This window comes from Variovorax beijingensis (assembly GCF_003951285.1).
Classification (GTDB): Bacteria; Pseudomonadota; Gammaproteobacteria; order Burkholderiales; family Burkholderiaceae_C; genus Variovorax; species Variovorax beijingensis.
The window spans coordinates 58,944-81,396 of the sequence record NZ_RXFQ01000013.1 but is presented as its reverse complement, the minus strand read 5'-3'; the positions used below and the strand labels follow the sequence as shown (position 1 = coordinate 81,396).

Annotated in this window: 28 protein-coding genes; 10 read left to right on the top strand and 18 right to left on the bottom strand. The window is 68.4% G+C overall.

Annotated features, from left to right (window positions below):
• Positions 1–5: 5 nt before the first annotated feature.
• Entirely contained in the window at positions 6–308 is a 303-nt protein-coding gene (locus EJO66_RS21720) for a hypothetical protein (RefSeq protein ID WP_223262147.1), read from the bottom strand.
• A 64-nt stretch (positions 309–372) separates the two neighbouring features.
• Here EJO66_RS21720 and EJO66_RS21715 point away from each other — a divergent pair, with 64 nt between their 5' ends.
• Positions 373–1,266 (top strand): M23 family metallopeptidase, encoded by an 894-nt coding sequence (locus EJO66_RS21715; RefSeq protein WP_240648659.1) that lies wholly within the window; start codon positions 373–375, stop codon positions 1,264–1,266.
• A gap of 39 nt (positions 1,267–1,305) precedes the next feature.
• Here EJO66_RS21715 and EJO66_RS21710 read toward each other — a convergent pair whose 3' ends face one another.
• From EJO66_RS21710 to EJO66_RS21700, 3 genes are all read right to left on the bottom strand, one after another.
• Positions 1,306–2,241, bottom strand: coding sequence for a M14 family metallopeptidase (locus EJO66_RS21710; protein ID WP_125966056.1), 936 nt, complete (start codon positions 2,239–2,241; stop codon positions 1,306–1,308).
• 122 nt (positions 2,242–2,363) lie between these two features.
• Positions 2,364–3,566: an ammonium transporter gene (locus EJO66_RS21705; RefSeq protein ID WP_125966055.1), complete on the bottom strand. Its 1,203-nt coding sequence runs from the start codon at positions 3,564–3,566 to the stop codon at positions 2,364–2,366.
• 177 nt (positions 3,567–3,743) lie between these two features.
• Positions 3,744–4,649 carry a LytTR family DNA-binding domain-containing protein gene (locus EJO66_RS21700; protein WP_125966054.1) on the bottom strand — a complete coding sequence of 302 codons (906 nt, stop codon included), beginning with the start codon at positions 4,647–4,649 and terminating at the stop codon, positions 3,744–3,746.
• Positions 4,650–4,779: 130 nt separating this feature from the next.
• On the opposite strand from EJO66_RS21700, the gene EJO66_RS21695 reads away from it, so the two are divergent.
• Entirely contained in the window at positions 4,780–6,021 is a 1,242-nt protein-coding gene (locus tag EJO66_RS21695; RefSeq protein ID WP_124955801.1) for an acyltransferase family protein, read from the top strand.
• On the opposite strand, the gene EJO66_RS21690 is transcribed toward EJO66_RS21695, so the two are convergent.
• Positions 5,957–6,376, bottom strand: coding sequence for a PaaI family thioesterase (locus tag EJO66_RS21690; protein ID WP_124955803.1), 420 nt, complete (start codon positions 6,374–6,376; stop codon positions 5,957–5,959). The two genes, EJO66_RS21695 and EJO66_RS21690, sit on opposite strands and share 65 nt — an antisense overlap.
• Positions 6,377–6,597: 221 nt before the next feature.
• Here EJO66_RS21690 and EJO66_RS21685 point away from each other — a divergent pair, with 221 nt between their 5' ends.
• Entirely contained in the window at positions 6,598–8,217 is a 1,620-nt protein-coding gene (locus EJO66_RS21685; protein ID WP_124955805.1) for a DUF4139 domain-containing protein, read from the top strand.
• Between the two features lie 14 nt (positions 8,218–8,231).
• Here the strand turns inward: EJO66_RS21685 and EJO66_RS21680 are convergent, their stop codons facing one another.
• Both EJO66_RS21680 and ylqF read right to left on the bottom strand, forming a co-directional pair.
• Positions 8,232–8,681 (bottom strand): Fur family transcriptional regulator, encoded by a 450-nt coding sequence (locus EJO66_RS21680; RefSeq protein ID WP_125966053.1) that lies wholly within the window; start codon positions 8,679–8,681, stop codon positions 8,232–8,234.
• A 35-nt stretch (positions 8,682–8,716) separates the two neighbouring features.
• Positions 8,717–9,688 carry a ribosome biogenesis GTPase YlqF gene (gene ylqF / locus EJO66_RS21675; RefSeq protein ID WP_124955809.1) on the bottom strand — a complete coding sequence of 324 codons (972 nt, stop codon included), beginning with the start codon at positions 9,686–9,688 and terminating at the stop codon, positions 8,717–8,719.
• Between the two features lie 202 nt (positions 9,689–9,890).
• On the opposite strand from ylqF, the gene EJO66_RS21670 reads away from it, so the two are divergent.
• From EJO66_RS21670 to EJO66_RS21660, 3 genes are all read left to right on the top strand, one after another.
• A complete protein-coding gene (locus tag EJO66_RS21670) occupies positions 9,891–10,490 on the top strand; it encodes an outer membrane protein assembly factor BamE (protein WP_124955811.1) in 600 nt (199 codons plus the stop codon).
• A 144-nt stretch (positions 10,491–10,634) separates the two neighbouring features.
• Entirely contained in the window at positions 10,635–11,063 is a 429-nt protein-coding gene (locus EJO66_RS21665) for a CBS domain-containing protein (protein ID WP_125966052.1), read from the top strand.
• Positions 11,064–11,162: 99 nt separating this feature from the next.
• Positions 11,163–11,522 (top strand): HPF/RaiA family ribosome-associated protein, encoded by a 360-nt coding sequence (locus EJO66_RS21660; RefSeq protein ID WP_124955815.1) that lies wholly within the window; start codon positions 11,163–11,165, stop codon positions 11,520–11,522.
• Positions 11,523–11,538: 16 nt separating this feature from the next.
• On the opposite strand, the gene EJO66_RS21655 is transcribed toward EJO66_RS21660, so the two are convergent.
• The 7 genes from EJO66_RS21655 to EJO66_RS21625 form a co-directional block, all read right to left on the bottom strand.
• Positions 11,539–11,991 carry a MerR family transcriptional regulator gene (locus EJO66_RS21655; protein ID WP_124955817.1) on the bottom strand — a complete coding sequence of 151 codons (453 nt, stop codon included), beginning with the start codon at positions 11,989–11,991 and terminating at the stop codon, positions 11,539–11,541.
• Positions 11,975–12,412: a nuclear transport factor 2 family protein gene (locus EJO66_RS21650; protein WP_125966051.1), complete on the bottom strand. Its 438-nt coding sequence runs from the start codon at positions 12,410–12,412 to the stop codon at positions 11,975–11,977. Before EJO66_RS21650 ends, EJO66_RS21655 begins: the two co-directional genes overlap by 17 nt.
• 102 nt (positions 12,413–12,514) lie before the next feature.
• Entirely contained in the window at positions 12,515–13,438 is a 924-nt protein-coding gene (locus tag EJO66_RS21645; RefSeq protein WP_125966050.1) for an SDR family NAD(P)-dependent oxidoreductase, read from the bottom strand.
• Positions 13,439–13,543: 105 nt separating this feature from the next.
• Positions 13,544–13,924 (bottom strand): response regulator transcription factor, encoded by a 381-nt coding sequence (locus EJO66_RS21640; RefSeq protein ID WP_124955823.1) that lies wholly within the window; start codon positions 13,922–13,924, stop codon positions 13,544–13,546.
• A gap of 180 nt (positions 13,925–14,104) precedes the next feature.
• A complete protein-coding gene (gene gshA / locus EJO66_RS21635; protein WP_124955825.1) occupies positions 14,105–15,661 on the bottom strand; it encodes a glutamate--cysteine ligase in 1,557 nt (518 codons plus the stop codon).
• A gap of 120 nt (positions 15,662–15,781) precedes the next feature.
• Positions 15,782–16,081, bottom strand: coding sequence for a putative quinol monooxygenase (locus EJO66_RS21630; protein ID WP_124955827.1), 300 nt, complete (start codon positions 16,079–16,081; stop codon positions 15,782–15,784).
• A 49-nt stretch (positions 16,082–16,130) separates the two neighbouring features.
• Positions 16,131–16,796 (bottom strand): alpha/beta hydrolase, encoded by a 666-nt coding sequence (locus EJO66_RS21625; protein ID WP_124955829.1) that lies wholly within the window; start codon positions 16,794–16,796, stop codon positions 16,131–16,133.
• Positions 16,797–16,905: 109 nt separating this feature from the next.
• Between EJO66_RS21625 and EJO66_RS21620 the strand changes: the two genes are divergently transcribed.
• Complete coding sequence (locus EJO66_RS21620; RefSeq protein WP_018906270.1) at positions 16,906–17,373, top strand: Fur family transcriptional regulator; 468 nt, start codon at positions 16,906–16,908, stop codon at positions 17,371–17,373.
• Between the two features lie 13 nt (positions 17,374–17,386).
• Here EJO66_RS21620 and zigA read toward each other — a convergent pair whose 3' ends face one another.
• Positions 17,387–18,580 carry a zinc metallochaperone GTPase ZigA gene (gene zigA / locus EJO66_RS21615; RefSeq protein ID WP_125966049.1) on the bottom strand — a complete coding sequence of 398 codons (1,194 nt, stop codon included), beginning with the start codon at positions 18,578–18,580 and terminating at the stop codon, positions 17,387–17,389.
• A 114-nt stretch (positions 18,581–18,694) separates the two neighbouring features.
• Here zigA and EJO66_RS21610 point away from each other — a divergent pair, with 114 nt between their 5' ends.
• Entirely contained in the window at positions 18,695–19,357 is a 663-nt protein-coding gene (locus EJO66_RS21610) for a glutathione S-transferase (protein WP_124955833.1), read from the top strand.
• Between the two features lie 37 nt (positions 19,358–19,394).
• Complete coding sequence (locus tag EJO66_RS21605) at positions 19,395–20,498, top strand: M14 family metallopeptidase (protein ID WP_124955835.1); 1,104 nt, start codon at positions 19,395–19,397, stop codon at positions 20,496–20,498.
• Between the two features lie 16 nt (positions 20,499–20,514).
• Here EJO66_RS21605 and EJO66_RS21600 read toward each other — a convergent pair whose 3' ends face one another.
• The 3 genes from EJO66_RS21600 to EJO66_RS21590 form a co-directional block, all read right to left on the bottom strand.
• Entirely contained in the window at positions 20,515–21,312 is a 798-nt protein-coding gene (locus EJO66_RS21600; RefSeq protein WP_125966048.1) for an enoyl-CoA hydratase/isomerase family protein, read from the bottom strand.
• A 60-nt stretch (positions 21,313–21,372) separates the two neighbouring features.
• On the bottom strand, positions 21,373–21,798 hold the full coding sequence (locus tag EJO66_RS21595) for a hypothetical protein (protein ID WP_124955839.1): 426 nt from the start codon (positions 21,796–21,798) through the stop codon (positions 21,373–21,375).
• A gap of 73 nt (positions 21,799–21,871) precedes the next feature.
• Positions 21,872–22,144, bottom strand: coding sequence for a DUF2164 domain-containing protein (locus tag EJO66_RS21590; RefSeq protein WP_125966047.1), 273 nt, complete (start codon positions 22,142–22,144; stop codon positions 21,872–21,874).
• Between the two features lie 97 nt (positions 22,145–22,241).
• On the opposite strand from EJO66_RS21590, the gene EJO66_RS21585 reads away from it, so the two are divergent.
• Complete coding sequence (locus EJO66_RS21585; RefSeq protein ID WP_124955843.1) at positions 22,242–22,448, top strand: hypothetical protein; 207 nt, start codon at positions 22,242–22,244, stop codon at positions 22,446–22,448.
• The last annotated feature ends 5 nt before the right edge of the window (positions 22,449–22,453 follow it).

Sequence of the window (22,453 nt, the reverse complement as noted above, 5' to 3'; positions counted from 1 at the left end):
ATTGCCTATTCCGGCCGCTTGTAGACCACGCCCAGCACCGCGCTGTTTTCATCCGTCGTGCACAGCGCCGGTCGTCCCTGCGGGCCGATCTTCAGGTTGACCGCGTAGACGCCGTCGCGTGGCGTCGACCCCTTGTCCGCAACCACGCTCGACGCCGGCACGCGAAATTCGCGCGAGGCCGCGGCCACGCAGTTCCTGACGCTCGCCTCGGGCGCGCCGCCTACGCGGATCGCGGTGCTGTTGCACCCGGCAGCCACGGCGCCTGCGCTTACCATCAAGACCCATCGGGCCAGTGCTCGGGTGTTCATTTCCGGTTCCCCTGTGTTCGCTGTGCCCTTGTTTGTTCGCTTCGCAAGCCTTGAGTTCAACGTCATGCATCCCCCGCTTCCCGAATCCGCCCCGTCCGGCCTCGACCGCCGCTGTGCCCTGCTCGGCACCTTCGGCTTCATGGCATTGGCCTCGGCGCGCGCCGCTGCGGCTTCCACGGCCAAGAAGAAGCAGCCCGATGTCTGGCCGCATGCATCCCAGGTGCCGGGCGGCGTGGCCCGCCTGTCGCTCGGTCCGGCGGCCAGGCGCCCGCAGGCCTTCTCCGGCGACCTGCCGCTGCTGGTGGTGGGCGATGCCATCGAATGGACTGCGCTCGTGGGCATTCCGCTCGCGGCCGTGCCGGGCGAGGCGAGCATCGCCGTGCGCACCGAGGGCGGCAACGAAAAGCAGATCGCCTACACCGTGAGTCCCAAGCAATACCGCGAGCAGCGCCTGACGGTGCCGCCGCGCACCGTCGATCTGTCGCCCGAAGACGAGGCGCGCTACGAGCGCGAACGCGCGCACCTGGCGACCGTGATGGCCACCTTCACCGACCTGCGGCCCGATGCCGCGCTGCGGATGCGCGTCCCCGTGCCGGGCCGCCGCTCCAGTTCGTTCGGCCTGCGCCGCGTGTTCAACGGCCAGTCGCGCAATCCGCACAGCGGCATGGACATCGCCGCCGGCACCGGCACGCCCGTGCTGGCGCCGCTGCCGGGGCGCGTGATCGACACCGGCGACTACTTCTTCAACGGCGGCACGGTGTGGCTCGACCATGGCGGTGGCCTGCTCACGATGTATTGCCACCTGAGCCGCATCGACACGAAGGTGGGCGACGTACTGAAGACCGGAGAGCAGCTCGCCGCCGTGGGCGCCACCGGGCGCGTGACCGGGCCGCATCTGCATTGGTCGGTGATGCTGAACCGGGCGATGGTGGATCCGGCGCTGTTTGTTGCCGCCTAGACACAGCCTGGCCCGCCTGGGTCTGCCAACCGGCCCCCTTCAGATCGGCTTTGTGAGGTACACCGCCTCGCGCCCCACGATCACCCGCTGCGCGGGCATGAAGATCGTGCATTCGTCGCACGGCGCGCGGATCTCGTCCGGGCCGTTGGTGGCGATCAGTTCGCCCTTGGCAAAGGTCTCGAAGCCGATCAGCGGGCGCACGAACGCAAACTCTTCCGACTTGATGACGTGCGTCTGCAGCAGCTCGAAGCGGCGCTGCGGGCCGGGCGTCGGCGCGGCGGGGTCCTTGTCGATGAGGCCGAAGTGCGCCAGGAAGTCGAGCGAGATGGCGGTGGCCAGCTCGGAGGCCGAGCGCAGGAAGTGCTGGCCGCATTCGGCCACCAGCGCCACGCCCTTGCCATCGGGCAGGCCGTGGCGGCCATGCTGGATCAGCGGCGTGCCGGAGCCCAGGCCGTCGGGCATCACCAGGTGCACCGACGGACGGCCGATGGCCAGCGCCGCCTCGGCATTGCGGTCATAGGCGGGATACACCCAGAACGGAATCACCGGCTGGCTGGTGGAGTGGATGTCCAGGATGTGGTCGGCCGCCCTCACCACCGGCCGCAGCGCGCGAGCGCGGCGCAGTTCGGGGCTGTCTTCGGTGCCGTCGAGCCATTCGGGCGACCAGATGCGGTTGAGGTTGTGCACCAGCTGGCGGCTGTCGAAGGGCAGCGCCTGGTCGAAGGACTCGTACGCTTCCACGTTGGCAAAGCTCACGGTGAGCGTGCCGATCTTCGGGCGCACGTTGGTGTCGAGCAGGTGCGTGGCGGCGGTCATGCCGCAGATTTCATTGCCGTGCGTGAGCGCGTTGATCAGCACGTGGGGGCCCGGCTTGCCGGACTCGAAGCGGTGCACGTAGTCGATGCCGACGTTGCCCTTGCGGTAGGCGGAGAGATCGCGGGGGAGGACTTCGAGGGCGGGGGGAGCTTGGGTCATTGGCGTCGGTTGAAAGTGGAAGCGAAGCGGTCGGGCGAGTTTGCTACAGACCGCGCTTTTGTGCTCTTGGGCCGCGCTCTCGCGGCTATGTGAGCCGGATGCATACGCTTCAGCAGATCGCGTTACCAGTTCACCTCACGCTCCGGCGTCGCCGAGATATGGTGGATCGACAGGTCGGCGCCGTCGTATTCCTCTTCCTGCGTCAGCCGCAGCCCCATCGTCGCCTTGAGCGCCCCATACACCAGCGCCCCTGCGAGCGCAGCCCATGCCACGCCCATCAAGGTGCCGATGAGCTGCGCCCAGACGCTCACGCCGCCGATGCCGCCCAGCGCCTGCGTGCCGAAGATGCCCGCCGCAATGCCGCCCCAGGTGCCGCACAGGCCGTGCAGCGGCCAGACGCCGAGCACGTCGTCGATCTTCCACTTGTTCTGCGTGAGCGTGAACATGGCCACGAAGATGGCGCCGGCCACGCCGCCCACTACCAGCGCGCCCAGCGGATGCATCAGGTCGGAACCCGCGCACACGGCCACCAATCCGGCGAGCGGGCCGTTGTAGACGAAGCCGGGGTCGTTCTTTCCCATGGCCAGTGCCACCAGCGTGCCGCCCACCATCGCCATGAGCGAGTTGACGGCCACCAGGCCGGAGATCTTGTCGATGCTCTGCGCACTCATCACGTTGAAGCCGAACCAGCCCACGCACAGCACCCAGGCACCCAGCGCCAGGAAAGGAATGTTCGAGGGCGGATGCGCGCTCAGCGAGCCGTCGCCGCGGTAGCGGTTGCGGCGCGCGCCCAACAGGATGACCGCCGGCAGTGCGAGCCAGCCGCCCACCGCGTGCACTACCACCGAGCCGGCAAAGTCGTGGAACTCGCTGCCCGTGACGGAGGCGATCCACGCCTGGATGCCGAAGGCCTTGTTCCAGGCAATGCCCTCGTACAGCGGATAGACGACGCCGACGATGACCGCCGTAGCGATCAGTTGAGGCCAGAATTTGGCGCGTTCGGCAATGCCGCCCGAAATGATCGCCGGGATGGCCGCCGCGAAGGTGAGCAGGAAGAAGAACTTCACGAGCTCGTAGCCGCTCTTGGCCGCGAGCTCCGTAGCGCCCACGAAGAAGTGCATGCCGTAGGCCACGCCATAGCCTACGAGAAAGTACACGATGGTCGAGACCGAGAAGTCGACCAGGATCTTGACCAGCGCATTGACCTGGTTCTTCTTGCGCACGGTGCCCAGTTCCAGGAAGGCGAAACCGGCATGCATGGCCAGCACCATGATCGCGCCGAGAAGAATGAACAGCGCGTCTGCGCCCTGTTTGAGTGCGTCCATTGGAGCTTCTTGCAGTTTTTGGTTTGAATTGGTGCATGCACCCGAATTGCTCGGGGCAGCGCCGCAGGAAAGCAAAAATGGTGCCTGAAAGCTCTTTAGTGGTGCGAAATGACCGCGAATGGGCACTCTCAGTGCAAAGGTTGCACCGGAACGGGACGACGGAGGCGTTGCCCGAAGTCAACTCGCCCCGGCACGCAAGGCATCGCGATAGCGCCGGCTGCAGGGCACCGTGCTGCCATCGTGCATGTGCAGCCGGGCATCGCCGCCGTCGAGCGGCTCGATTTCCTTGATGCGGCCGAGATTGACCGCGTGGCTGCGGTGCACGCGCACGAAATGGGCGGGATCGAGCTGCGCCAGAAAATCGGTGAGCGTGGCGCGCAGCAGGTAGTCGTGGCCGTTGACGTGCAGGCCGATGTAGTTGCCTTCGGCCTGGAGCCAATCGATGTCGCCGGCGGCAATCAGGAATTCGCGCCGCAGCTTGCGCACCAGGAAGCGCTCGGGCCGCGCGGGCGGCGCGGCAGCCTGATGGGCTTCGGCGGGCTCGGCCAGCGCTGCCGCCGCCGCCTCGGGCTGGTCGAGCACGCGCGCCTCGCCCTGCAGCCGCAGCATGAACACGCCGTAGACCCAGATGCCGAACACCATCGACAGGTAGGCGCGCACGTCCTTCAGGTATTCGTAGCCCCAGCGCCCGGTCCAGCCCGCGAAGTCGTAGCGCTCGCCGGCCGCCGCGTAGACCATGGCGCGCAGCGCGAACATCGCCGCCACGTGCACCACGCTGAAGACCACGCTGGCGGCCAGGTGCCAGCCCAGGTAGCGCAGCAGGTGGGTGCGCGCGAGCGGCGACAGCCGGTGCTGGATGGCCACCACCGCCGGCACCAGCGCCAGCAGCACGAGGTGGCTCGACACCTCCCAGGTGACGATTTCCCACGCGGCGCGGGGCACGGCGCGGTCGCGCGCGTCGACCAGCGCCACGGTGGTATTGAACACCGCCTGCAGTGCCATGAAGACGATCCAGAAGCCCACTTCCACGCGGCGGCGGATGGGTTCGTAGCGCTCGTACAGGTTCTTGCGGGAATCTCCCATGCCCGGGATTCTCGCGATCCTCGCGCCGGGCGGGCGAATTTCGTCCCTGCAGGGCACCGCTCGTCACAAAAGGCCCGCGATCCGTCCCGCGGGCAGGCCGCGCGCGGCGGATGGACGCAACCATCGACCGATGAGCACAACCCCATCCACCTTGTCCGACCGGCGGCACGACATCGACGCGCTGCGCGCGCTGGCCTTCCTGCTGGTCATCCTGTACCACGTGGCGATGTACTACGTGGCCGACTGGCCCTGGCACCTCAAGAGTCCGCATGCGGCCGAATGGCTGCAGTGGCCGATGCGCGTGCTCAACCTCTGGCGCATGGATCTGGTGTTCCTGGTCTCGGGCGTGTCGCTGGGCTTCCTGAGCCGCAGCCAGGGCACCTGGGGCCTGCTGCGTAGCCGCGGCGTGCGGCTGATGCTGCCGCTGGCCTTCGGCATGGCGGTGGTCGTGCCCTACCAGGCCTATGCGCAAGGCGTGGCCAGCGGCCTGGTGGCGCCGGGCTTCGGCGCCTTCCTGCTGCGCTATCTTTCCATGAGCGATCCGTGGCCGAAGGCGGCCTTCGCCGGCGCGGAGTTCGGCATCACATGGAACCACCTCTGGTACCTGCCCTACCTGTTCACCTACACGGCGCTCATTGCCCTGACGCTGCCGCTGTGGCGGTCACCGGCCGGCCAGTGGATGCGCCGCCGCTTCAACGGGCTGCGCGGCTGGAGGCTGCTGCTGCTGCCGGCGCTCCCGCTGCTGGTCTGGACGATGCTGCTGGCGCGGCACTTTCCGCCCACGCACAACCTGGTCCGCGACTTTCACCTGCACAGCGTCTACTTCACCGTGTTCCTCTACGGCTACTGGATGGGCGTGGACACGGGCGTGTGGCGCGAACTGGAACGCCTGCGGCGGATATCTCTGGCGCTGGCCGCGGCGGCGATCACCACCTTCATCGTGCTGCGGCTCGGCGCCAAGGGCCCGCCCTCCGGCGTGCTGATGGACAGCTTGCGCATGCTCTATCTGTGGCTGGCGGTCGCCACCATCCTGGGCCATGGCCACCGCCACCTGAACCGCCCGTGGCCCTGGCTGCGCTGGGCCAACGAGTCGGTGTACCCGTGGTACGTGCTGCACCAGACGCTGATCATCGCCGGCGTCGCGCTGCTGGCTCCGCTCGCGCTGGGGCCGGTGCTGGAGCCCACGCTGCTGGTCGTGCTGACCGTCGCGGGCTGCTGGCTGCTCACCGACGGCTTGATTCGCCGCTTCAACTGGCTGCGGCCGCTGTTCGGACTCAAGCTCCGGCGCGCCGGCGCCAAGGCGGCTGTCACTTTGCCGGCGGAGGCTCTTCCACCGGAACCAGGATGGCACTCCCCGTCGCCACGAGCTTGAGGCTGTCGCCATCGCCCTGGCCATAGAGTTCGGCGGTGGTGAACACCTGCTTGCGCCCCGCCTTCACCACCTTGCCGCGCGCGATGAAGGCACGGCCCAGCGCGGGCGACAAACAGTTCACCGAGAAATGCGAGGCCAGCACGCGGCCCGCCACCGTGGCGGCCGCGAAGCCGCAGGCCGTGTCGAGCATGGCGCCGATCAGCCCCGCATGCAGGAAACCGGCGTACTGGCCCATGTCTTCCTCGCGCCATTCCATGCGCAGTTCGGCTTCGCCGGCGGCGGCGCGGGTGACTTCGAAGCCGGCCCAGCGGTTGAAGGCAGCGGTCTTGTTGATGGCCTGGATGGTGTCGAGCATGGAGGATCTCCTTGGATCGGAAATGCGTTGGCTAGCGGGCGACCCCACTCTACGAAGCGCAGCCGCCACGCCTCGTCGCGCGCGTGACCGGCAGCGCCCCTGCGGTTGCATTGGCGACAGCAGCACCCGCGTCCGAAAAAATTCGCAGTGACTCGACCCCGTTGGACGCGCCCGGCCGTATGAGTGGAGACAAGCCATCCATCCACTTCCGAAGGTTCTCCATGAAAGCACCCTCCGCCGCCTTTCTTCTCCGTGCCACCTTCGCCGCCGCCGCATGGCTGGCGGCGAGTACCGGCGCCCTTGCGCAAGCCGCAGCCGACAACTCGCGCATCACCCAGGTCAAGGTCTATCCCGGCAGCGCCACGGTGGAGCGCGTCGCGCGCGTTGCGGCCGGCAGCCGGTCGGTCACTTTCGCCTGCCTGCCCGCGACTCTCGACGTGCAGAGCCTGCAGGTGTCGGCCGGCGCATCGGTGCGCGTGGGCGAGACCTCGGTGCTCAGCGAGGCGCGCGAACTGTCGCCCCGCTGCGCCGCCAGCGCGCTCGACGGCCGCATCCGCGAACTCGAAGACCAGAAGGCCGCGCTGCAGGCCGAGAATGACGCGCTGGGCATGGTGACGGGCTACCTGAAAGGCCTCTCGGGCGGCAGCGGCGAATCGGCCCAGGGCGCCCGCGCGCCGATGGATGCACGCAACCTCGCCGCCATGGCCGAGGCGATGCGCCGTACCGGGCAGGACTCGCTGCTCAAACAGCACCAGATCCAGCGCAGGCAGGCCGACATCGACCGGCAGCTGAACCCGCTGCTGGCCGAGCGCAAGCGCTCGCAAGGCCACGGCGCGCAGGTGATGGCCGTGACCGTGACGCTGGCCGCCAGCGCCGATGCCGACGTGAAGCTGAGCTACCAGGTCGCCGGCCCCGGCTGGACGCCCACTTACCGCGCGCTGCTCGACACCGCCACGAGCAAGGTGCGCATCGAGCGCCAGGCATTGGTGGCGCAGGCCACCGGCGAAGACTGGCGCGGCGTGAAGCTGGTGCTCTCCACCGGCCAGCCGCGCCGCGAGACCGCGGGCCGCACACCCACGGCGTGGCGCATCGGCATCGAGCCGCCGCCGCGTGTCCAGGCGGGCATGCCCGCGATGATGGCGGCGCCGGCGCCCGCCGCATCCGCCGACCGGCGCGCCATGGCCGAGGCCACGGAGCCCCAGTTCGACGTGAACGTGTTCGACAACAGCTTTGCCACCGAATTCGCGGTGCCCCAGAGCATCGACGTGCCCTCCAGCGGCCAGCGCGTGACGCTGGCGCTGGGCCAGCACGAAGACACGGCGAAGCTTGCCGCACGCACCAGCCCGCGCGTGGACGCCAGCGCCTTCCTGGTCGCCGAACTCGCGCAGCCGGCGGGCGTATGGCCGGCCGGTGCGCTGCAGCTCTACCGCGACGGCAACTTCGTCGGCAGCGGCCGGTGGAGCGCGCCGAGCGACGCCAGGCTCACGCTCTCCTTCGGCCGCGACGAACTGGTGCGCGTGCAGGCCGAGCCCGAGAACGACAGCCAGGGCACGGGCGGCTTTGCCGGCTCGCGCGCCGAGCGCAAGGTGCAGCGCGCCTACGTGGTGGAGAACCGCCACCGCACGCCGATCGCGGTGCAGGTGCTCGAGGCGGCTCCCGTCTCCGTTGACGAGCAGGTGCGCGTGGCCGCGCAGTTCTCGCCGCAGCCCGGCGAACTGGCCTGGAACAAGCAGCCCGGGCTCGCCATGTGGCGCTTCGACCTGGAGCCCGGCAAGACCGCGCGCGTCGCGGCCGACTACACCATCAGCTATCCGAAGGACGCGCGCCTGCAGGTGCGCTGACCCGCCGCCGAGCGTCAGTGCGCCTTCGGCGACCGCGCCTTGCGGGCGGCGCCGGCGCAGGCCGCGCACACGCCATGCAGCGTCACTTCATGGCTCGTCACCCGGAAGCCCTTGGGCACCAGGTCGGTCATGGGTCCGGGGCATGCATGCAGCATGAAGACCTGCCCGCAGCTGCCGCAGTGAAAGTAATGATGGTGGTGGTCGGCCTCTTCGCCGTGATGGTGCGAATGGCGGTGCGCATCGGGCTTGCAGGCCACTTCGTAGCGCGCCGGTTCGCCCGGCAGCTCGACCTTGGCGATCTCGCCGTCGGCCAGCAGCATGGACACCTGGCGGTACACGGTGGAGAGGCTGATCTCGGGCACGATGGCGCGGGCGCGCTCGAGGATTTCAGGTGCGGTCAGCACCAGGCCGGTGTCGCTGAAGGCGGAGAAGACCGCGTTGCGTTGGCGCGTGAGGCGTTGCATGTTTCGATGATAGTGGGCGAGCGGCCTTCGGCTGGTCAGTCCGGCCGTGGCCCTTCGCCCTCGGCGGACTCGGCAGCCGGCTTGCGCTTCTTGCCGCGCGCCGCCTTCTTTGCCGCACGCTCCGCGTCTGCGCGCAACCCCTCGGCGAGCCACCCTGCAAACTCCTCGGGCGTCTCGAGCGTGACGCGCCCGAGGCTGCCCGCGCGGAACTCGTGCATCACGATCTCGGCCGCCTTCTGGAGGTTGACGCGGCCCTTGCCGAGCAGCGCGCCGCGCTTGCGGCCGATGGCGTCGAGCACTTCCTCGTCCTTCATGGCGGCGATGGCCGCGGCGTCGTGCTCGGCCAGCTTGAAACGCTCGGTGATGCCTGCCGCGTAGTGCGTCTTCAGGTAGTTGAGCAGCTCCAGCGCCACTTCTTCCTCGTCGAAGGCATTGCGCCCCACGGCGCCGCTGGCCGCCAGGTTGTAGCCGCTCTTGGGCACCACGATGCGCGGCCACAGCATGCCGGGCGTGTCCCACAGGTAGAAGTCGTCGGCCAGCGTGATGCGCTGCTCCAGCTTGGTGATGCCGGCCTCGTCGCCGGTCTTGGCCTTGCGGCTGCCGGTGAGCGTGTTGATGAGCGTCGACTTGCCGACGTTCGGAATGCCGCAGATCAGCACGCGCATCGGCTTGGCCATGCCGCCGCGGTTGGGCGAGAGCTCGTGGCAGGCGCGCACGATGGCCTGCGCGGGCGTGGCCAGGCTCGCGTCGAGCGCAATGGCGCGCGTGGCCGGCAGCGCGTTGTAGTGCGCAAGCCAGAGCGCCGTGCGCGCGGGGTCGGCCAGGTCCTGCTTGTTGAGCACCTTGAGCGTGGGCCGCCCGGACGTGAGCTCGGCCAGCATCGGGTTGGCGCTGGAGCCGGGCAGGCGCGCGTCGAGCAGCTCGATGACCACGTCGATGTCCTTCACCCGCTCGGTGATGGCCTTCTGGGTCGTGTACATGTGCCCGGGGAACCACTGGATCGCCATCGAGGGTGTTCTTTCTTTCGCTCTGTGGGGAAGGTCGGCCCGAAGGCCGGGTGCGCATTGTGGACCGCGATGTGCGGCAAATCACGCCGCTACGCTTTCTGTAGCTGCACAGGCCCATTTTGCCTGCGCCCGGGCGCACCGCGCCCTCTAGAATCCGCGCGCTGCATGCGCAGCCATTTTCAATAAGTACCGAGGGAAATCCATGTTCAAGCGCCTTGCCGCTGCCGCCCTGCTGGCAGCCACCGCCGTTCCCGCGGCCGTCGTCCATGCCCAGCGTCCCTCGCCGCCGCCGGGCCCGCTGATCAGCGGCTACCTGTGCTGCAACATGCGCACCTACGGCAACTCGATCAGCGACATCAACTACGACGAGCAAGGCACCAGCATCGTGGCCGTGGGCACGCCGGCGCGCATCACGGGCTACGACTTCCGCTGGTTCAACCTCGATCTCGCGGGCAAGCCCCAGCGCATCAAGAACGACTACAGCCGCAACATCACCTTGATCGACTTCGCGCAGCGCTACGTGGTGACCGAAGACCCGAAGCAGAAGATGGCGGCCTTCGCGCCCGCCGTGCGCGACGCCATCGTGGCCGGAAAAGTGGCGCCCGGCATGACGCGCGAGCAGGTGCTGATGGCCATCGGCTACCCGGTGGCCAGCGAGAACCCCAGCCTCGATGCGCCCATCTGGCGCTACTGGCGCGACAGCTGGTCGGAGTACCAGGTGAGCTTCGACGACAAGGGCCTGGTCAAGACCGTGGTAGGCGACCCGGTGGCACTCGGCCGCGTGCTCGCACCAACACCTTAGTTCGCGTCAGCGCGCATCCCGGCGCGGCGCGCGCAATCCCCTGGAGGTTTTTGCATCGCGGGGGTGGTTCCGCCCCTATCATTTGACCGAGTGCGGCGCATGGACGCGCCGGCCCGAGCCAAACTTTTTGATGGAGCTACCGCGATGAAACCCGTCTCCGAACTGCTCAAGCGCCACGATTCCGCGGCCTGGCGCACCTCGCCCGACACCAGCGTGTTCGATGCGCTGGCCACCCTGGCGCGCTTCGAGGTCGGCGCGCTGATGGTGATGGACGGCGACCGGCTGGTGGGCTTTCTGTCCGAGCGCGACTACACCCGCAAGGTGGCGCTCCAGGGCAAGAACTCCAAGGAAATGAAGGTCTCCGAGATCATGACGCCCGACGTGATGACCGTGACCCCTCAGACCCGCACGCACGCCTGCATGGCGCTGATGAGCCAGCGCAAGTTCCGCCACCTGCCGGTGGTCGACGGCAGCAAGGTGGTGGGCATGATCTCCATCCAGGACCTGATGGACGACATCATTGCCGACCACGAGGAAACCATCGCGCAGCTCACGACCTATATCCAGAGCTGAATCCCGCCTCGTCCCGGGGGTCGGGGAACATGCCTACGCGTACCTGGGGCGTTTAGGGCGCACAGTAGGGGCTCGTTCATCCATCATCAGGGACAAGGCATGCAGATTCAGGTCAACACGAGCAACGGCGTCAACAACAGGGACGCGCTGGAGCGCTGGGCCGATGCGGAAATCAAGCAGCAGCTCGGCCGCTTCGTCGACGACGTCACCCGCGTCGAAGTGCATCTGAGCGACGAGAACCACGACAAGGCCGGCGGCGGAGACAAGTGCTGCGTGATGGAGGCACGCCTGGCCCACCATCAGCCGCTGGCCGTCACCCAGCACGCCACCACCCTCGACGAGGCCTTCCGCGGCGCGGCCGACAAGCTCAAGCGCCTGCTCGACAACACGCTGGGCCGGCTGAACAACCACCGCGACCGCGATTCGATCCGCAAGGACACGGGCTTCATCGCGGAGTAGGCGGGCACCACACCGGCTATCGCGCCTTTCGCCTGGGCGGCGGCGCGCGCATCGCTTCGGCGGGCAGCAGGGGCGGCCTGTGGCCGCTTTGCATCCAGTCGTCGTAGAAATCGATCTTGCGCTCGACCAGCGACAGCGCCTGGTTCCAATCCGCAATGGTCTCGGCCACGCGCGCGCGGTGCGCGGCAAGCAGGTCGCGGCGCTGACGCAGCGTGGCCTTGCCCTGCAGCGCGAGCGCGGTGTATTCGCGCATCCCGGCAATCGACATGCCGGTGCGGCGCAGCCGGTCCATCAGGTCGAGCCAGCCGACGTGCAGTTCACCGTACAGGCGCCGTCCGCCTTCGTCGCGCACGACGCCCGGCACCAGGCCCTGCGTCTCGTACCAGCGGATGGCATGCACGGTGCGGCCGGTGCGCCGGGCCAGCTCGCCGATGTGGAAGGGCGTGCCGTTGTCAGGCGGCCTGGGCATGGAGATGGCCTGGAGCCGGCGGCGCCTCGAGCGCCTGCTGGACCAGTGCGGTGTCGAAGTACTCGGTCAGTTCTTTCACCTTGCCTCCTTCGATGCGGTAGATGTAGCAGTAGCGGTTGTTGTAGCGCTTGCCGGCCCGGGTGGGCACGTCGCCGCTGAACAGCACCACCACTCGGTCGCCCTCGGCAATGATGCGCTCGGTCTTGCTCACGTACTGCCCGGCAAACTGCGCGAACAGCGGCTTGAGCAGCTCTTCGCGGATCGCGGCCTTGCCTGCGTAGGTGCGCGACCACGGCGTACTGCCTTCGAGCGTCCAGCGGGCGTCGTCGGCCAGGCTGTCGATGAAGAGCTGGCCGTTGCCCTTGTCCAGCTCGGAATGGATGCGCTGCACCAGCGCCCTGCTGTCGTCTGTCGTGTTCATGGCTGCTTTCCCCGGATGGATGAATGAACCGGAAGGCCCGGTGAATCCATTGGAAATGCTCGAGTGCACTCGAGGTCAAGCGGCCATGGACCGGATGGCGAATCAGCCCTTGCCGGCGCTCGCCATCGCCTTGCCGACCTCGTTGCTGCCCTGGGCCGAGCCGCTCTGCGGCACGATCTCGCCCTCGCGCGAAGTCACTTCGGCGAGCCGCGCGGCCAGCTGCTCGGGCGTGTCCGCGCCGATGCCGAGCCAGGCGCCCTGCGTCAGCGTGATGTGCGCGGCCTCGAAGGTGCCGGCGCCGGCGCAGAGGATGGTGCGGTTCGGCGCGTTCTCGGCCGCCAGCACCAGCATGGCGGGCACCACGGCCTCGGGCTTGAGCGCGTCCAGCACTTCCTGCGGCATCAGCCCCTCGGTCATGCGGGTGGCCGCGGTCGGCGCCAGGCAATTGACGCGGATGTCGTTCTTTGCGCCTTCGATGCTCAGCGTCTGCATGAGCCCCACCAGCGCAAGCTTGGCAGCGCCGTAGTTGCTCTGGCCGAAATTGCCGTAAAGGCCGGAAGACGAGGTGGTCATGACGATGCGACCGTACTTCTGCTCGTTCATGAGCGCCCAGACGGCCTTGGTGCAGTTCACCGCGCCCATCAGGTGCACGTCGACCACCAGCTGGAAATCGGCGAGCTCCATCTTGGCAAAGCTCTTGTCGCGCAGGATGCCGGCGTTGTTGACCAGGATGTCGACGCGGCCCCAGGCGTCGACCGCCTGCTTCACCATGGCCTGCACCGCCTCGAAATCGGTGACGGAGGCGCCGTTGGCCATGGCCTCGCCGCCCGCGGTCTCGATTTCGTCCACCACGGCCTGCGCCGCGCTCACCGAGGCGCCGGAGCCGTCGCGGGCGCCGCCCAGGTCGTTGACCACCACCCTGGCGCCGCGCGCCGCCAGGGCCAGCGCATGCTGGCGGCCCAGGCCGCCGCCCGCGCCGGTCACGATGGCCACGCGGCCCTTGAAGTCGATGGTGCTGTTGCTCATCTCGCTGCTTTCTTTCCTTGGGAATGGTGTGCCGATGGCCGCCACGTCGGCCGCGTGGCGTTTTACCCCAGAAAGGGGTCCTGGCAAGGGTGCCCGGAGGCGGGCTCAGTCGCGCGCGTGACGCAGCGTTTCGCAGTAGGCCACCAGCTGGTCGAGCTCGGCCGACTTGTCGAAGAAGGCATCGGCACCCAGCTGCGCGGAGCGCCGGCGCATATCGGAGGTGGCGTAGTTGCTCAGCACCACGACCTTCTGCTTGGCCGCGCGGTGGCGGCAGGCCCTGACCACCCCCAGGCCGTTGCCGCGCTCCAGGAAAAGATCGACGATGGCCAGGTCCCAGTCGTCGCGGTGATGATCCAGCCAGCGCACGGCTTCTTCCTCGCTGCTGGCGCAGGCCACCACGTCCGCGTCAGCCACGTCGTGCAGGAAGCCGACGAGGCTTTCGCGAATGAGAGGGCTGTCCTCAACAAGATAGGCCTTGAAAGTCATGCCGCAATCTCCGGCCGAACCATGGGCCGGAGTCGAGATCTGAAGCTGGCGGGTTGCATGCCGCCCATGGTCGCCGCGGCAGCGGCTGCCGCGGTGGGCGATGCCGGCCAATGCCTGTAGGCCAACGCCCTTCGCGCCTGTCGTCAGGCGGGCGATGTGGCAGTGGGATGCGTCGGACGGTCAGGCCGCAACGGCCACCCGCCCGCGCCCGATTCCCAGGCGCGCGGGGGACACGTACTGCTCCCGGTAGATCTCGAAAGGCAGGGTGTCGGCGGCCTCGATGCGCTTTTGCTCCTGGATCGATTCCTCGGTCATGCGCTCGAACTCGGCCTGCTGCTCGGCCGAGAACGGCAGGGCCAGCAGCGTGGCGCGGGTCTGCTCCGCCTGCGCGCGCACGAATCCGATGAAGGAATTGCCGTGGCGTTCCTCCACCGCGGCCAGCACCCGCGCCGAAGGCAGGCTGCCAGGGCCCTGCAGGGCGGCCATTGCGGCGCGCACCGCGTCGGCATGCTGCGTGCCCCCGCTCGCGGCGTCGAGCGCGGCGGCGATGGGCCGGCACTGCTCGACGAGCTCGATGCCCCAATCGGCCAGGCCCACTTCGCGGCCGCCGCGCAAGAGCTGCAGGCCCGGCTCGCGTCCGCGCGCCGCCGTGAGGTGCTGGTTGTGGGCCAGTTCGGCGATTTCCTGGGGCGTGTCGGCCGGGCTGTCGCTCAAGAGGCACTGCAGCAGGAACACATCGAGAAAGCGCATGGTCTGTGCGTTGATGCCCACCGGCTCGAAGGGATCGAGGTCCATCAGCCGCACCTCGACGTATTCGACGCCGCGCTCGCGCAGCGCATGCAGCGGGCGCTCGCCGGGATGGATCACGCGCTTCGGCCGGATGGTGCCGTAGAACTCGTTCTCGATCTGCAGAAGGCTGGTGCCCAGCTGGTTGTAGTCGCCGCCGAGGTTGCGGATGCCGATGGCCTCGTAGGCCGGCCAGGGCCGCGTGAGCGCGTCCTGCAGCGAGGCGCCGTAGCCCTCGAGGCTGTTGTAGCTCACGGCCAGCGAGGCCTGGGCGTCGCTCTGGTAGCCCAGGCGCCCCATGCGCAACGAGGTGCCGTGCGGCATGAACATGCTGCCGTCGCCCAATGGCTGCAGTTCGTGCGGGCGCCCTGCGACAAAGCTGGAGCACAGCGCGGGCGAGGCGCCGAACAGGTACAGCAGCAGGAAGGCATGGCGCCGGAAGTTGCGGATGAGCGCGAAATACTGTTCGCTGGACACGTCGGGCAGCGACCAGTTGTAGTGGATGCCCGAGATGGTCTGCATGCGCCGCCCGTAGCGGTGGCTCAGGCCCATGCGGTAGACGCTCTTGGCGCGCCCGACGTTCGAGGAGCCGTAGCGCCCGATGGGAATGGTCTCGTCGGTCGGCAAGCCGCAGGGCATGCTCGACACCCAGAGCCGCTCGTCGCCGAGCGAGGCCAGCACGCGGTAGGTGAACTGGTGGACGCGCGTGAGCTCCTCCAGCGCCGACTCGGCGCTGGCATGCACGCCCGTGATGAGCTCGAGCTGCGATTCGCTGAAGTCGGTGGTGATGTGCGGATGGGTCAGCGCCGATCCCAGGGCCAGCGGATGCGGCGTGAGCGCGAGCTTGCCGTCCGGCAGCGCGCGCAGGCTTTCCTTCTCGATGCCGCGCCGCATGCCCTTCAACCGCGCGGCTGAGAGCGCACCCAGCCTCTCCTGCAATCTGCTGCTCATATTGTTATGACCCGTCAATCTCTGAGGGGCTGGAAGGTAGCACGGCCGCGCGGGCGCTGCTCGTGCAGGGAAACCCGGCATCCGCTATGCTGCGCGCTGCTATTGTTTTGATAGCTGGGCTCATGCGGGACCGATCTCTTCCGACTGGTAGATGGAGATCTGCGGCGTGCCGTCGGCCATGGCGGCCAGCGCCTTGCCGAAGGCGCGTGACGCCTCGACGCGGAAATGCGCCTTCAGCGCCGCCATGTCGCTCCAGCGCTCCACGAAGCTCAGCCGCAGCGGCTGCTGCACGTCGGCGCTGACCTCGTGCGAGATGCAGCCGGGCTCGGTGCGCGAGCGCAGCACGTGCTCCACGCTGATGGCCAGCATCGCCTGCAGGGTTTCGGGTTTCGCCATGGCGTGTCCGATGACGAGGATCATTCTTTTCGTCTCCTTCCATTTCGCGTCGGCGTGAAGGCGCTGAAGGTCGTCAGCGGGCCAGCACGCGCAGAAGAAACTGGTTCAGGTCGGCAATCTCGTCCATGCACACCGAGTGCGCCATCGTGTACTCGTGCCACTCGACGGGATGGCCCAGCGCGGTGAGCGCGTCGCGCGACTGCAGCGCCCGCTCGAGCGGCACCACGGGGTCCTGCCGGCCATGCGCCAGGAAAACCGGGGTGTCGTGGTTGGCCGCATGCCGCTCGGCCGCGGTGGTGGCGGCAATCGGCAGGTAGCCCGAGAGGCCGACGATGCCGGCCAGCCGCTCGGTGTGGCGCAGCCCGGTCAGGAGCGCCATGGCGCAGCCTTGCGAGAAGCCCGCCACCACGATGCGGTTGGCCGCGATGCCGCGGGCCTTCTCGTTGGCGATCAGCGCCTCGATGGTGGCCTGCGAGCGGCGCAGGCCGGCCTCGTCCTCGCGCGCCGCCAGGTCGGCCACGGCAATGTCGTACCAGGCCGGCATCCGGTAGCCGCCATTGATGGTGACGGGGATCACCGGCGCGTTGGGAAACACGAAGCGCACCGGGCCCACGCTCGACAGGTCGAGCTCGTTGGCAATCGGCACGAAATCGTTTCCGTCGGCACCCAGGCCGTGCATCACGATGACCGTGGCGGTGGGATGGGGGGCGGTCTCGATTTCGATCGGGGAACTGGACATGGTCGGTAGAAGGTATTCAGAAACGCGAAAAACCAGACCTTAGCGCATTCGGGCCGCCCGGGGCGCGGGCTCACGGAATGCAACACAATGTCGGTTCCACGGAAAACCAATGAGTCCGCATCCGAAGCCCCCCATTGCCGCGACGGCGCCCGACAGCGAAACCCTGCTGCGCAGCAGCGGGCTGCGCGTGACGCGCGCCGCGCAGACCGTGCTCGAATTGCTGGAGCACGCCTCCCAGCCGCTCACGCACGACGACGTCGTGGCCGCCTACACCACTGCCACCGGCGAGGCGCCCGACCGCGTCACGGTGTACCGCGTGCTCGACCGCCTGGTCGACGCGGGCCTGTGCGACCGCCGCGTGGGCGCGGACCGCGTCAATCGCTTTTCGCGCCATGTGGAAGCCGCATCGGGCAACACCTTCGAATGCGACCAGTGCCACAAGGTGCTCGCGCTCCCCTCCGATCCCGAGCTGCCCAAGGTGATGAGCCGGCTCGGCCGCGAACTGCGCAAGCAGGGCATCGACACCCGCCACACCGCGCTCACGCTGCATGGCACCTGCGGGGAATGCAGGGGCTGAGGCCCAGGGCCGACTACACGTTCCAGGACGGAAAGGGATCGGGCAGATCCGCCCACGACGAAGCGCCGCGCCGCATTTCGCTTTCGGTCAGCAGGCAGGCATCGAGCCGCGCACGCAGGGCGGCTTCGTCCATGCCGATGCCGATCAGCACCAGTTCCTGGCGGGCATCGCCGGGGGCCGGGTCCCAGTTCTTGCGGATGGTCGCCAGCGCTTCCTCGTCGGCCGGCCAGTGCTCGCGCGGCACGGCGGCCCACCACAGGCCCGCGACGCCGTAGCGGCAGGCACCGCCCGCCTGCGACCAAGAGCCGGCCCGTGTGGCGCGGCTCGCAAGCCAGAAGAATCCCTTGGAGCGCACCACGCCCTCCCACTCGCTTTGCACCAGCTCCCAGAAGCGCTGCGGATGGAACGGCAGGCGCGCGCGGTAGACGAAGCTGCGGATGCCGTAGGCCTCGCTCTCGGGTTGATGCTCCCCGCGCAGTTCGGCCAGCCAGCCCGGTGCGCTTTCGGCCTGTTCGAAGTCGAACAGGCCGGTGTCCAGCACGCGGTCGAGCGCGATGCGGCCGAACGCCGCAATTTCGATGCGCGCACGCGGGTTGAGGCTGCGCAGAATGGCCACGAGCCGCTCGCGCTCCTCGGCGCTCACGAGGTCGGTCTTGTTGACCACCAGCACGTCGCAGAACTCGATCTGCTCGATCAGCAGGTCGACCACGGTGCGCGTGTCCTCGTCACCCAGCGACTGGCCGCGCTGGCCCAGGCTATCGGGCGAGCCGTAGTCGCGCAGGAAGTTGAAGGCATCGACCACCGTCACCATGGTGTCCAGGCGCGCCACGTCGGCCAGGCTCTTGCCGTCCTCGCCGGCAAAGGTGAAGGTCTCGGCCACCGGCAGCGGCTCCGAGATGCCGGTGGATTCGATCACCAGCTGGTCGAAGCGCCCTTCCCTCGCGAGCCGGCCCACTTCGAGCAGCAGGTCTTCGCGCAGCGTGCAGCAGATGCAGCCGTTGCTCATCTCGACCAGCTTCTCGTCGGTGCGCGAAAGCTCGGCACCACCGTTTCGCACCAGCGCCGCGTCGATGTTGACCTCGCTCATGTCGTTGACGATGACCGCTACGCGGCGGCCCTCCCGGTTGTGCAGGATGTGGTTGAGCAGCGTGGTCTTGCCGGCGCCGAGAAAGCCGGACAGCACGGTGACGGGGAGGCGGTCGGTCATGGGGATGGCCCTATATGCAACAGAATTGCATTATATGAACCAGTGCAACCCAGTTGCATTTGAATGCAGCCGGCCTTCCACCGGCGCAGCCGCGCGCATAGACTCCTGCGCTCGATGCAAGACCCTCGCCTTCCCGTCCTCTACAGCTTTCGCCGCTGCCCCTACGCGATACGCGCCCGGCTGGCATTGGCCGCCAGCGGGGAGCGCTGCGAGCTGCGCGAAGTGGTGCTGAAGAACAAGCCGCAAGAAATGCTCGCTGCCTCGCCCAAGGGCACGGTGCCGGTGCTCGTGCTGCCCGGCGCCACGGTGCTGGAGCAAAGCCTGGACATCATGCTGTGGACGCTGGGCCGCAACGATCCGCTGCGCTGGCTCGCGCCCGAGGCGGGCACGCTCGACGACATGCTCGCGCTTATCGCCGCATGCGACAACCGCTTCAAGCCGCAACTCGACCGCTACAAGTACCCGGGCCGCTTCGCGGACACGTCCGCCGGCGGCGCGCGCGAACTGGGCGCGCAATTCCTGCTGGAGCTGGAAGCACGGCTCGCCAGTGGCTCCGGGCAACTCTTCGGCGCGCGGGCGGCGCTGGCCGATGCCGCCGTCATGCCCTTCGTGCGGCAGTTCGCGATGGTCGAGCCCGCGTGGTTCGAAAGCCAGCCCTGGCCGCTGCTGCGCGCCTGGCTCGCGGGCTGGACCGCCTCGCCGCTGTTCGAGCGTGCGATGCACAAGTACGCGCCCTGGACCTCAGGCGAAGCGGGCGCCGCCTACCCGCCGGCCTGACACCACTTCCTACACTCACGCACAGGAGCCCCCGCTCATGCACACCCCCTCTACTGCCGCCACCCGCCATTTCTCAGGCACGTACGCCGAAGCGCGTGCCAAGTTCCTCGATGCCGCGGCAATGCGCGGCGCCGCAATCGAATCCTTCGTGCTGCCGACGCACCGCGGCGCACTCGGCGAGGAACTGGCGACCGACGCGGCGCTGATCGGGACCAGGGACGCGAAGAAGCTGCTGCTCGTCACCTCGGGCACGCACGGCCCCGAGGGCTTCTGCGGCTCGGGCGCGCAGCTTGCCACGCTCCGCGACGCCGACCTGCTGGGCCGGCTCGAACAGGCGGGCGTGGCGCTGCTGCTGGTGCATGCGGTCAATCCGCACGGCTTTTCGCACCTGCACCGCACCAACGAGGACAACATCGACCTGAACCGCAACCACATCGACTTCGGCGCGCCGCTGCCGGTGAATGCGCAGTACGCCGAGGTCGAGCCGCTTGTGCTGCCCGCCACCTGGCCGCCGACACCCGCCGACGAAGCCGCCATGGCCGCCTATGTCGAGAAGCACGGCATGCGCGCTTTCCGCGCAGCCGTCACCCGGGGCCAGTACAGCTCGCCCGATGGCCTGTTCTACGGCGGCATCGCGCCCTCGTGGAGCAACCGCACGATGCGCGCGATCCTGCGCAGCTACGCCGCGTCGGCCACGCACATCGGCTGGATCGACATCCACACCGGCCTCGGCCCCTACGGCCATGGCGAGAAGATCTACCCGGGCCGCAATGCGCCGGCCGATCTTGCGCAGGCTCATGCCTGGTGGGGCGCCGACGTGTTCGCGCCCTTTGCCGGCGACTCGGCCTCGGCCGACGTCTCGGGGCCGGTGGTTTCCATCGCCTACGACGAGTGCCCGGATGCAAGCATCGCGCCCATGGGCCTGGAGTTCGGCACGCTGCCCGACAGCGAAGTGCTGACCCGCTTGCGCGCCGACACCTGGCTGCGCCGGCACCCCGAGGCGCCCGACGCGCAGAAACGCGAGATCCGCCAGCAACTGCGTGACGCGTTCTACTGCGACAACGATGAATGGAAAGGCATGGTGCTGGGGCAGACGCGCGTGGTGCTGCTGCAGACGCTGCTGGGCCTGAAGAAGGCCTGATTCGGCGGGCGGGACTTCAGCCGAAGTTCGGCGCGCGCCTTTCGCGCAGCGAGGCCACGCCCTCGCGCACGTCGGCACCCGCGAAGCCCATGAATTCGAGCGCCAGCGAGGCGTCGAAGGTTGGGCCGGCCTGGCGCAGCCAGTTGTTGAGCGCGTACTTGGTGAGGCGGATCGCGCTCTGGCTGCCGGCCGCGAGCCGGTCGGCCACTTCGTAGGCGCGCGGCAGCAGGTCGGCCTCGTCCACCGCGAGCGACACCAGGCCGATGCGCTCGGCCTCCGCGCCGCTCACAGGCTCGCACAGCAGCAGGTGGTACTTGGCCTTGGCCATGCCGCACAGGAGCGGCCAGACGATGGCCGCGTGGTCGCCCGCCGCCACGCCCAGGCGTGTGTGGCCGTCGACGATCTTCGCGTCACTGGCGGCAATCGAAATGTCGGCCAGCAGCCCCGCCACCAGGCCCGCACCCACGGCCGGGCCGTGCATCGCACTCACGATGGGCTTGTCGCAGTTGATGATGTTGTAGACGAGGTCGCGCGCCTCTTTCCAGACGCGCTGGCGCACCGCGTCGTCGGTGGTCATGTCCTGCACCATGGCCAGGTCGCCGCCGCCCGAGAAGCCCAGCCCTTCTCCCCGCAGCACCGCGCAGCGCACCGTGTCGTCGGCCGCCACGTCGCGCCAGATCTCGGCCAGTTCGCGATGGCCGTCATGGCCGGCAGTGGGCAGCTTGCCGTTGGCCGCGCGCATCTGGATGTCGAGCACCGCGCCGTTGGCACCGCGGCGCGTGATGGCGAGGGTCTGGTAGGGGGAGTAGTCCATGGTGTCTCCGCCCCGCATTGCCTGCGGGGACTTTCTTTTTGCGTCGAAGGACGGGAGCGCCTATTTTCGCGCCGCCACCTCGCGGCAGCGCTGCACATTCGCCTCGAAGCGCGGCGCCAGCCCGGGCTCGCATCCATCGCTCGCGGGATTGAGCCTGCACATGCCGACGACCACGTAGTCCATCACCGCCTCGGTGCACATCGGGTACCTGGCCAGGTCCGGATTGGCCTGCGCCTTGAAGCCCCAGCGCTCGGAGAACTCCACCGTGCGGGCCATCGCGCCGTGGAAGAAGCTGCGGTCCCTGGCCGCGATGGCGGCTTCCATGCGCGGCAGTTCCTCGTTCAGGTAGCCGACCGAATCCAGCGGGAACGACGCCGGGTCCTGCTGGGCCGCCGCGAGGGAAGCGGCCAGGACGAGCGGCAAGGCGGCAAGGGTGCGCAGCAGCGAAGAAGGCGCAAAGCGCGAAATGGGACGGCGTGGTTGCATGGCTTGGGATTTTGCAACGTTTGGAAGCATCTTTGAACGGCGGGCGATGCGTGCGCGCTACGCCAGGCGCCGGCTATCGGCTCTTTTTCTGCCGCTCGAACTTGCGCCAGTACTGGAACTCGTCCTCGTGCACTTCGAGATCGACCTCCGAGATGCGCGACTGCAGCCGCTCCTGCACGTCTGCCACGGCCTTGTTGTAGACGATGGGGCCGATCTCTTCAAGAAAGAAGCCGAGCAGCGCGCCGGCCGCGATGTTGCCGATCTTCTCGTCCATGTTCTCGTTGAAGTAGCGCTCGATCGACGCAATGGCCTGCTGGCGGACTTCCTTGGAGATTTCGATGGTCATGCGGTTCCTTCCGGATTTTTTGCGCCTCGATTCTGCGGTGCATCCGTCTTGCGACAATGTCGGTCCTGCAGACCCGCACCAGATTCAACCAAGACCCATGGCCTCAAGACAACTCCGCACGCTCGAACGCGGCATCCTCTGCGTATTGATCGGCGCCGCCGTGCTGCTGGGGCCGCGCTTCCTGCAAGGCACGCGCTGGTTCGAGATGGTGGCCGGCGCATCGATCGTCGGCTGGTTCGCCCTGGTCCTGGGGGTGGCGCTGATCGTGGTCGACCTGGTGCAGCGCGCCAAGGCGCGGCGCTGAAGGCG

Bases quoted from the DNA above. Each gene is read 5' to 3' on its own strand.
- EJO66_RS21720 (WP_223262147.1), bottom strand. From the start codon at position 308: ATGAACACCCGAGCACTGGCCCGATGGGTCTTGATGGTAAGCGCAGGC.
- EJO66_RS21715 (WP_240648659.1), top strand. From the start codon at position 373: ATGCATCCCCCGCTTCCCGAATCCGCCCCGTCCGGCCTCGACCGCCGC.
- EJO66_RS21710 (WP_125966056.1), bottom strand. From the start codon at position 2,241: ATGACCCAAGCTCCCCCCGCCCTCGAAGTCCTCCCCCGCGATCTCTCC.
- EJO66_RS21705 (WP_125966055.1), bottom strand. From the start codon at position 3,566: ATGGACGCACTCAAACAGGGCGCAGACGCGCTGTTCATTCTTCTCGGC.
- EJO66_RS21700 (WP_125966054.1), bottom strand. From the start codon at position 4,649: ATGGGAGATTCCCGCAAGAACCTGTACGAGCGCTACGAACCCATCCGC.
- EJO66_RS21695 (WP_124955801.1), top strand. From the start codon at position 4,780: ATGAGCACAACCCCATCCACCTTGTCCGACCGGCGGCACGACATCGAC.
- EJO66_RS21690 (WP_124955803.1), bottom strand. From the start codon at position 6,376: ATGCTCGACACCATCCAGGCCATCAACAAGACCGCTGCCTTCAACCGC.
- EJO66_RS21685 (WP_124955805.1), top strand. From the start codon at position 6,598: ATGAAAGCACCCTCCGCCGCCTTTCTTCTCCGTGCCACCTTCGCCGCC.
- EJO66_RS21680 (WP_125966053.1), bottom strand. From the start codon at position 8,681: ATGCAACGCCTCACGCGCCAACGCAACGCGGTCTTCTCCGCCTTCAGC.
- ylqF (WP_124955809.1), bottom strand. From the start codon at position 9,688: ATGGCGATCCAGTGGTTCCCCGGGCACATGTACACGACCCAGAAGGCC.
- EJO66_RS21670 (WP_124955811.1), top strand. From the start codon at position 9,891: ATGTTCAAGCGCCTTGCCGCTGCCGCCCTGCTGGCAGCCACCGCCGTT.
- EJO66_RS21665 (WP_125966052.1), top strand. From the start codon at position 10,635: ATGAAACCCGTCTCCGAACTGCTCAAGCGCCACGATTCCGCGGCCTGG.
- EJO66_RS21660 (WP_124955815.1), top strand. From the start codon at position 11,163: ATGCAGATTCAGGTCAACACGAGCAACGGCGTCAACAACAGGGACGCG.
- EJO66_RS21655 (WP_124955817.1), bottom strand. From the start codon at position 11,991: ATGCCCAGGCCGCCTGACAACGGCACGCCCTTCCACATCGGCGAGCTG.
- EJO66_RS21650 (WP_125966051.1), bottom strand. From the start codon at position 12,412: ATGAACACGACAGACGACAGCAGGGCGCTGGTGCAGCGCATCCATTCC.
- EJO66_RS21645 (WP_125966050.1), bottom strand. From the start codon at position 13,438: ATGAGCAACAGCACCATCGACTTCAAGGGCCGCGTGGCCATCGTGACC.
- EJO66_RS21640 (WP_124955823.1), bottom strand. From the start codon at position 13,924: ATGACTTTCAAGGCCTATCTTGTTGAGGACAGCCCTCTCATTCGCGAA.
- gshA (WP_124955825.1), bottom strand. From the start codon at position 15,661: ATGAGCAGCAGATTGCAGGAGAGGCTGGGTGCGCTCTCAGCCGCGCGG.
- EJO66_RS21630 (WP_124955827.1), bottom strand. From the start codon at position 16,081: ATGATCCTCGTCATCGGACACGCCATGGCGAAACCCGAAACCCTGCAG.
- EJO66_RS21625 (WP_124955829.1), bottom strand. From the start codon at position 16,796: ATGTCCAGTTCCCCGATCGAAATCGAGACCGCCCCCCATCCCACCGCC.
- EJO66_RS21620 (WP_018906270.1), top strand. From the start codon at position 16,906: ATGAGTCCGCATCCGAAGCCCCCCATTGCCGCGACGGCGCCCGACAGC.
- zigA (WP_125966049.1), bottom strand. From the start codon at position 18,580: ATGACCGACCGCCTCCCCGTCACCGTGCTGTCCGGCTTTCTCGGCGCC.
- EJO66_RS21610 (WP_124955833.1), top strand. From the start codon at position 18,695: ATGCAAGACCCTCGCCTTCCCGTCCTCTACAGCTTTCGCCGCTGCCCC.
- EJO66_RS21605 (WP_124955835.1), top strand. From the start codon at position 19,395: ATGCACACCCCCTCTACTGCCGCCACCCGCCATTTCTCAGGCACGTAC.
- EJO66_RS21600 (WP_125966048.1), bottom strand. From the start codon at position 21,312: ATGGACTACTCCCCCTACCAGACCCTCGCCATCACGCGCCGCGGTGCC.
- EJO66_RS21595 (WP_124955839.1), bottom strand. From the start codon at position 21,798: ATGCAACCACGCCGTCCCATTTCGCGCTTTGCGCCTTCTTCGCTGCTG.
- EJO66_RS21590 (WP_125966047.1), bottom strand. From the start codon at position 22,144: ATGACCATCGAAATCTCCAAGGAAGTCCGCCAGCAGGCCATTGCGTCG.
- EJO66_RS21585 (WP_124955843.1), top strand. From the start codon at position 22,242: ATGGCCTCAAGACAACTCCGCACGCTCGAACGCGGCATCCTCTGCGTA.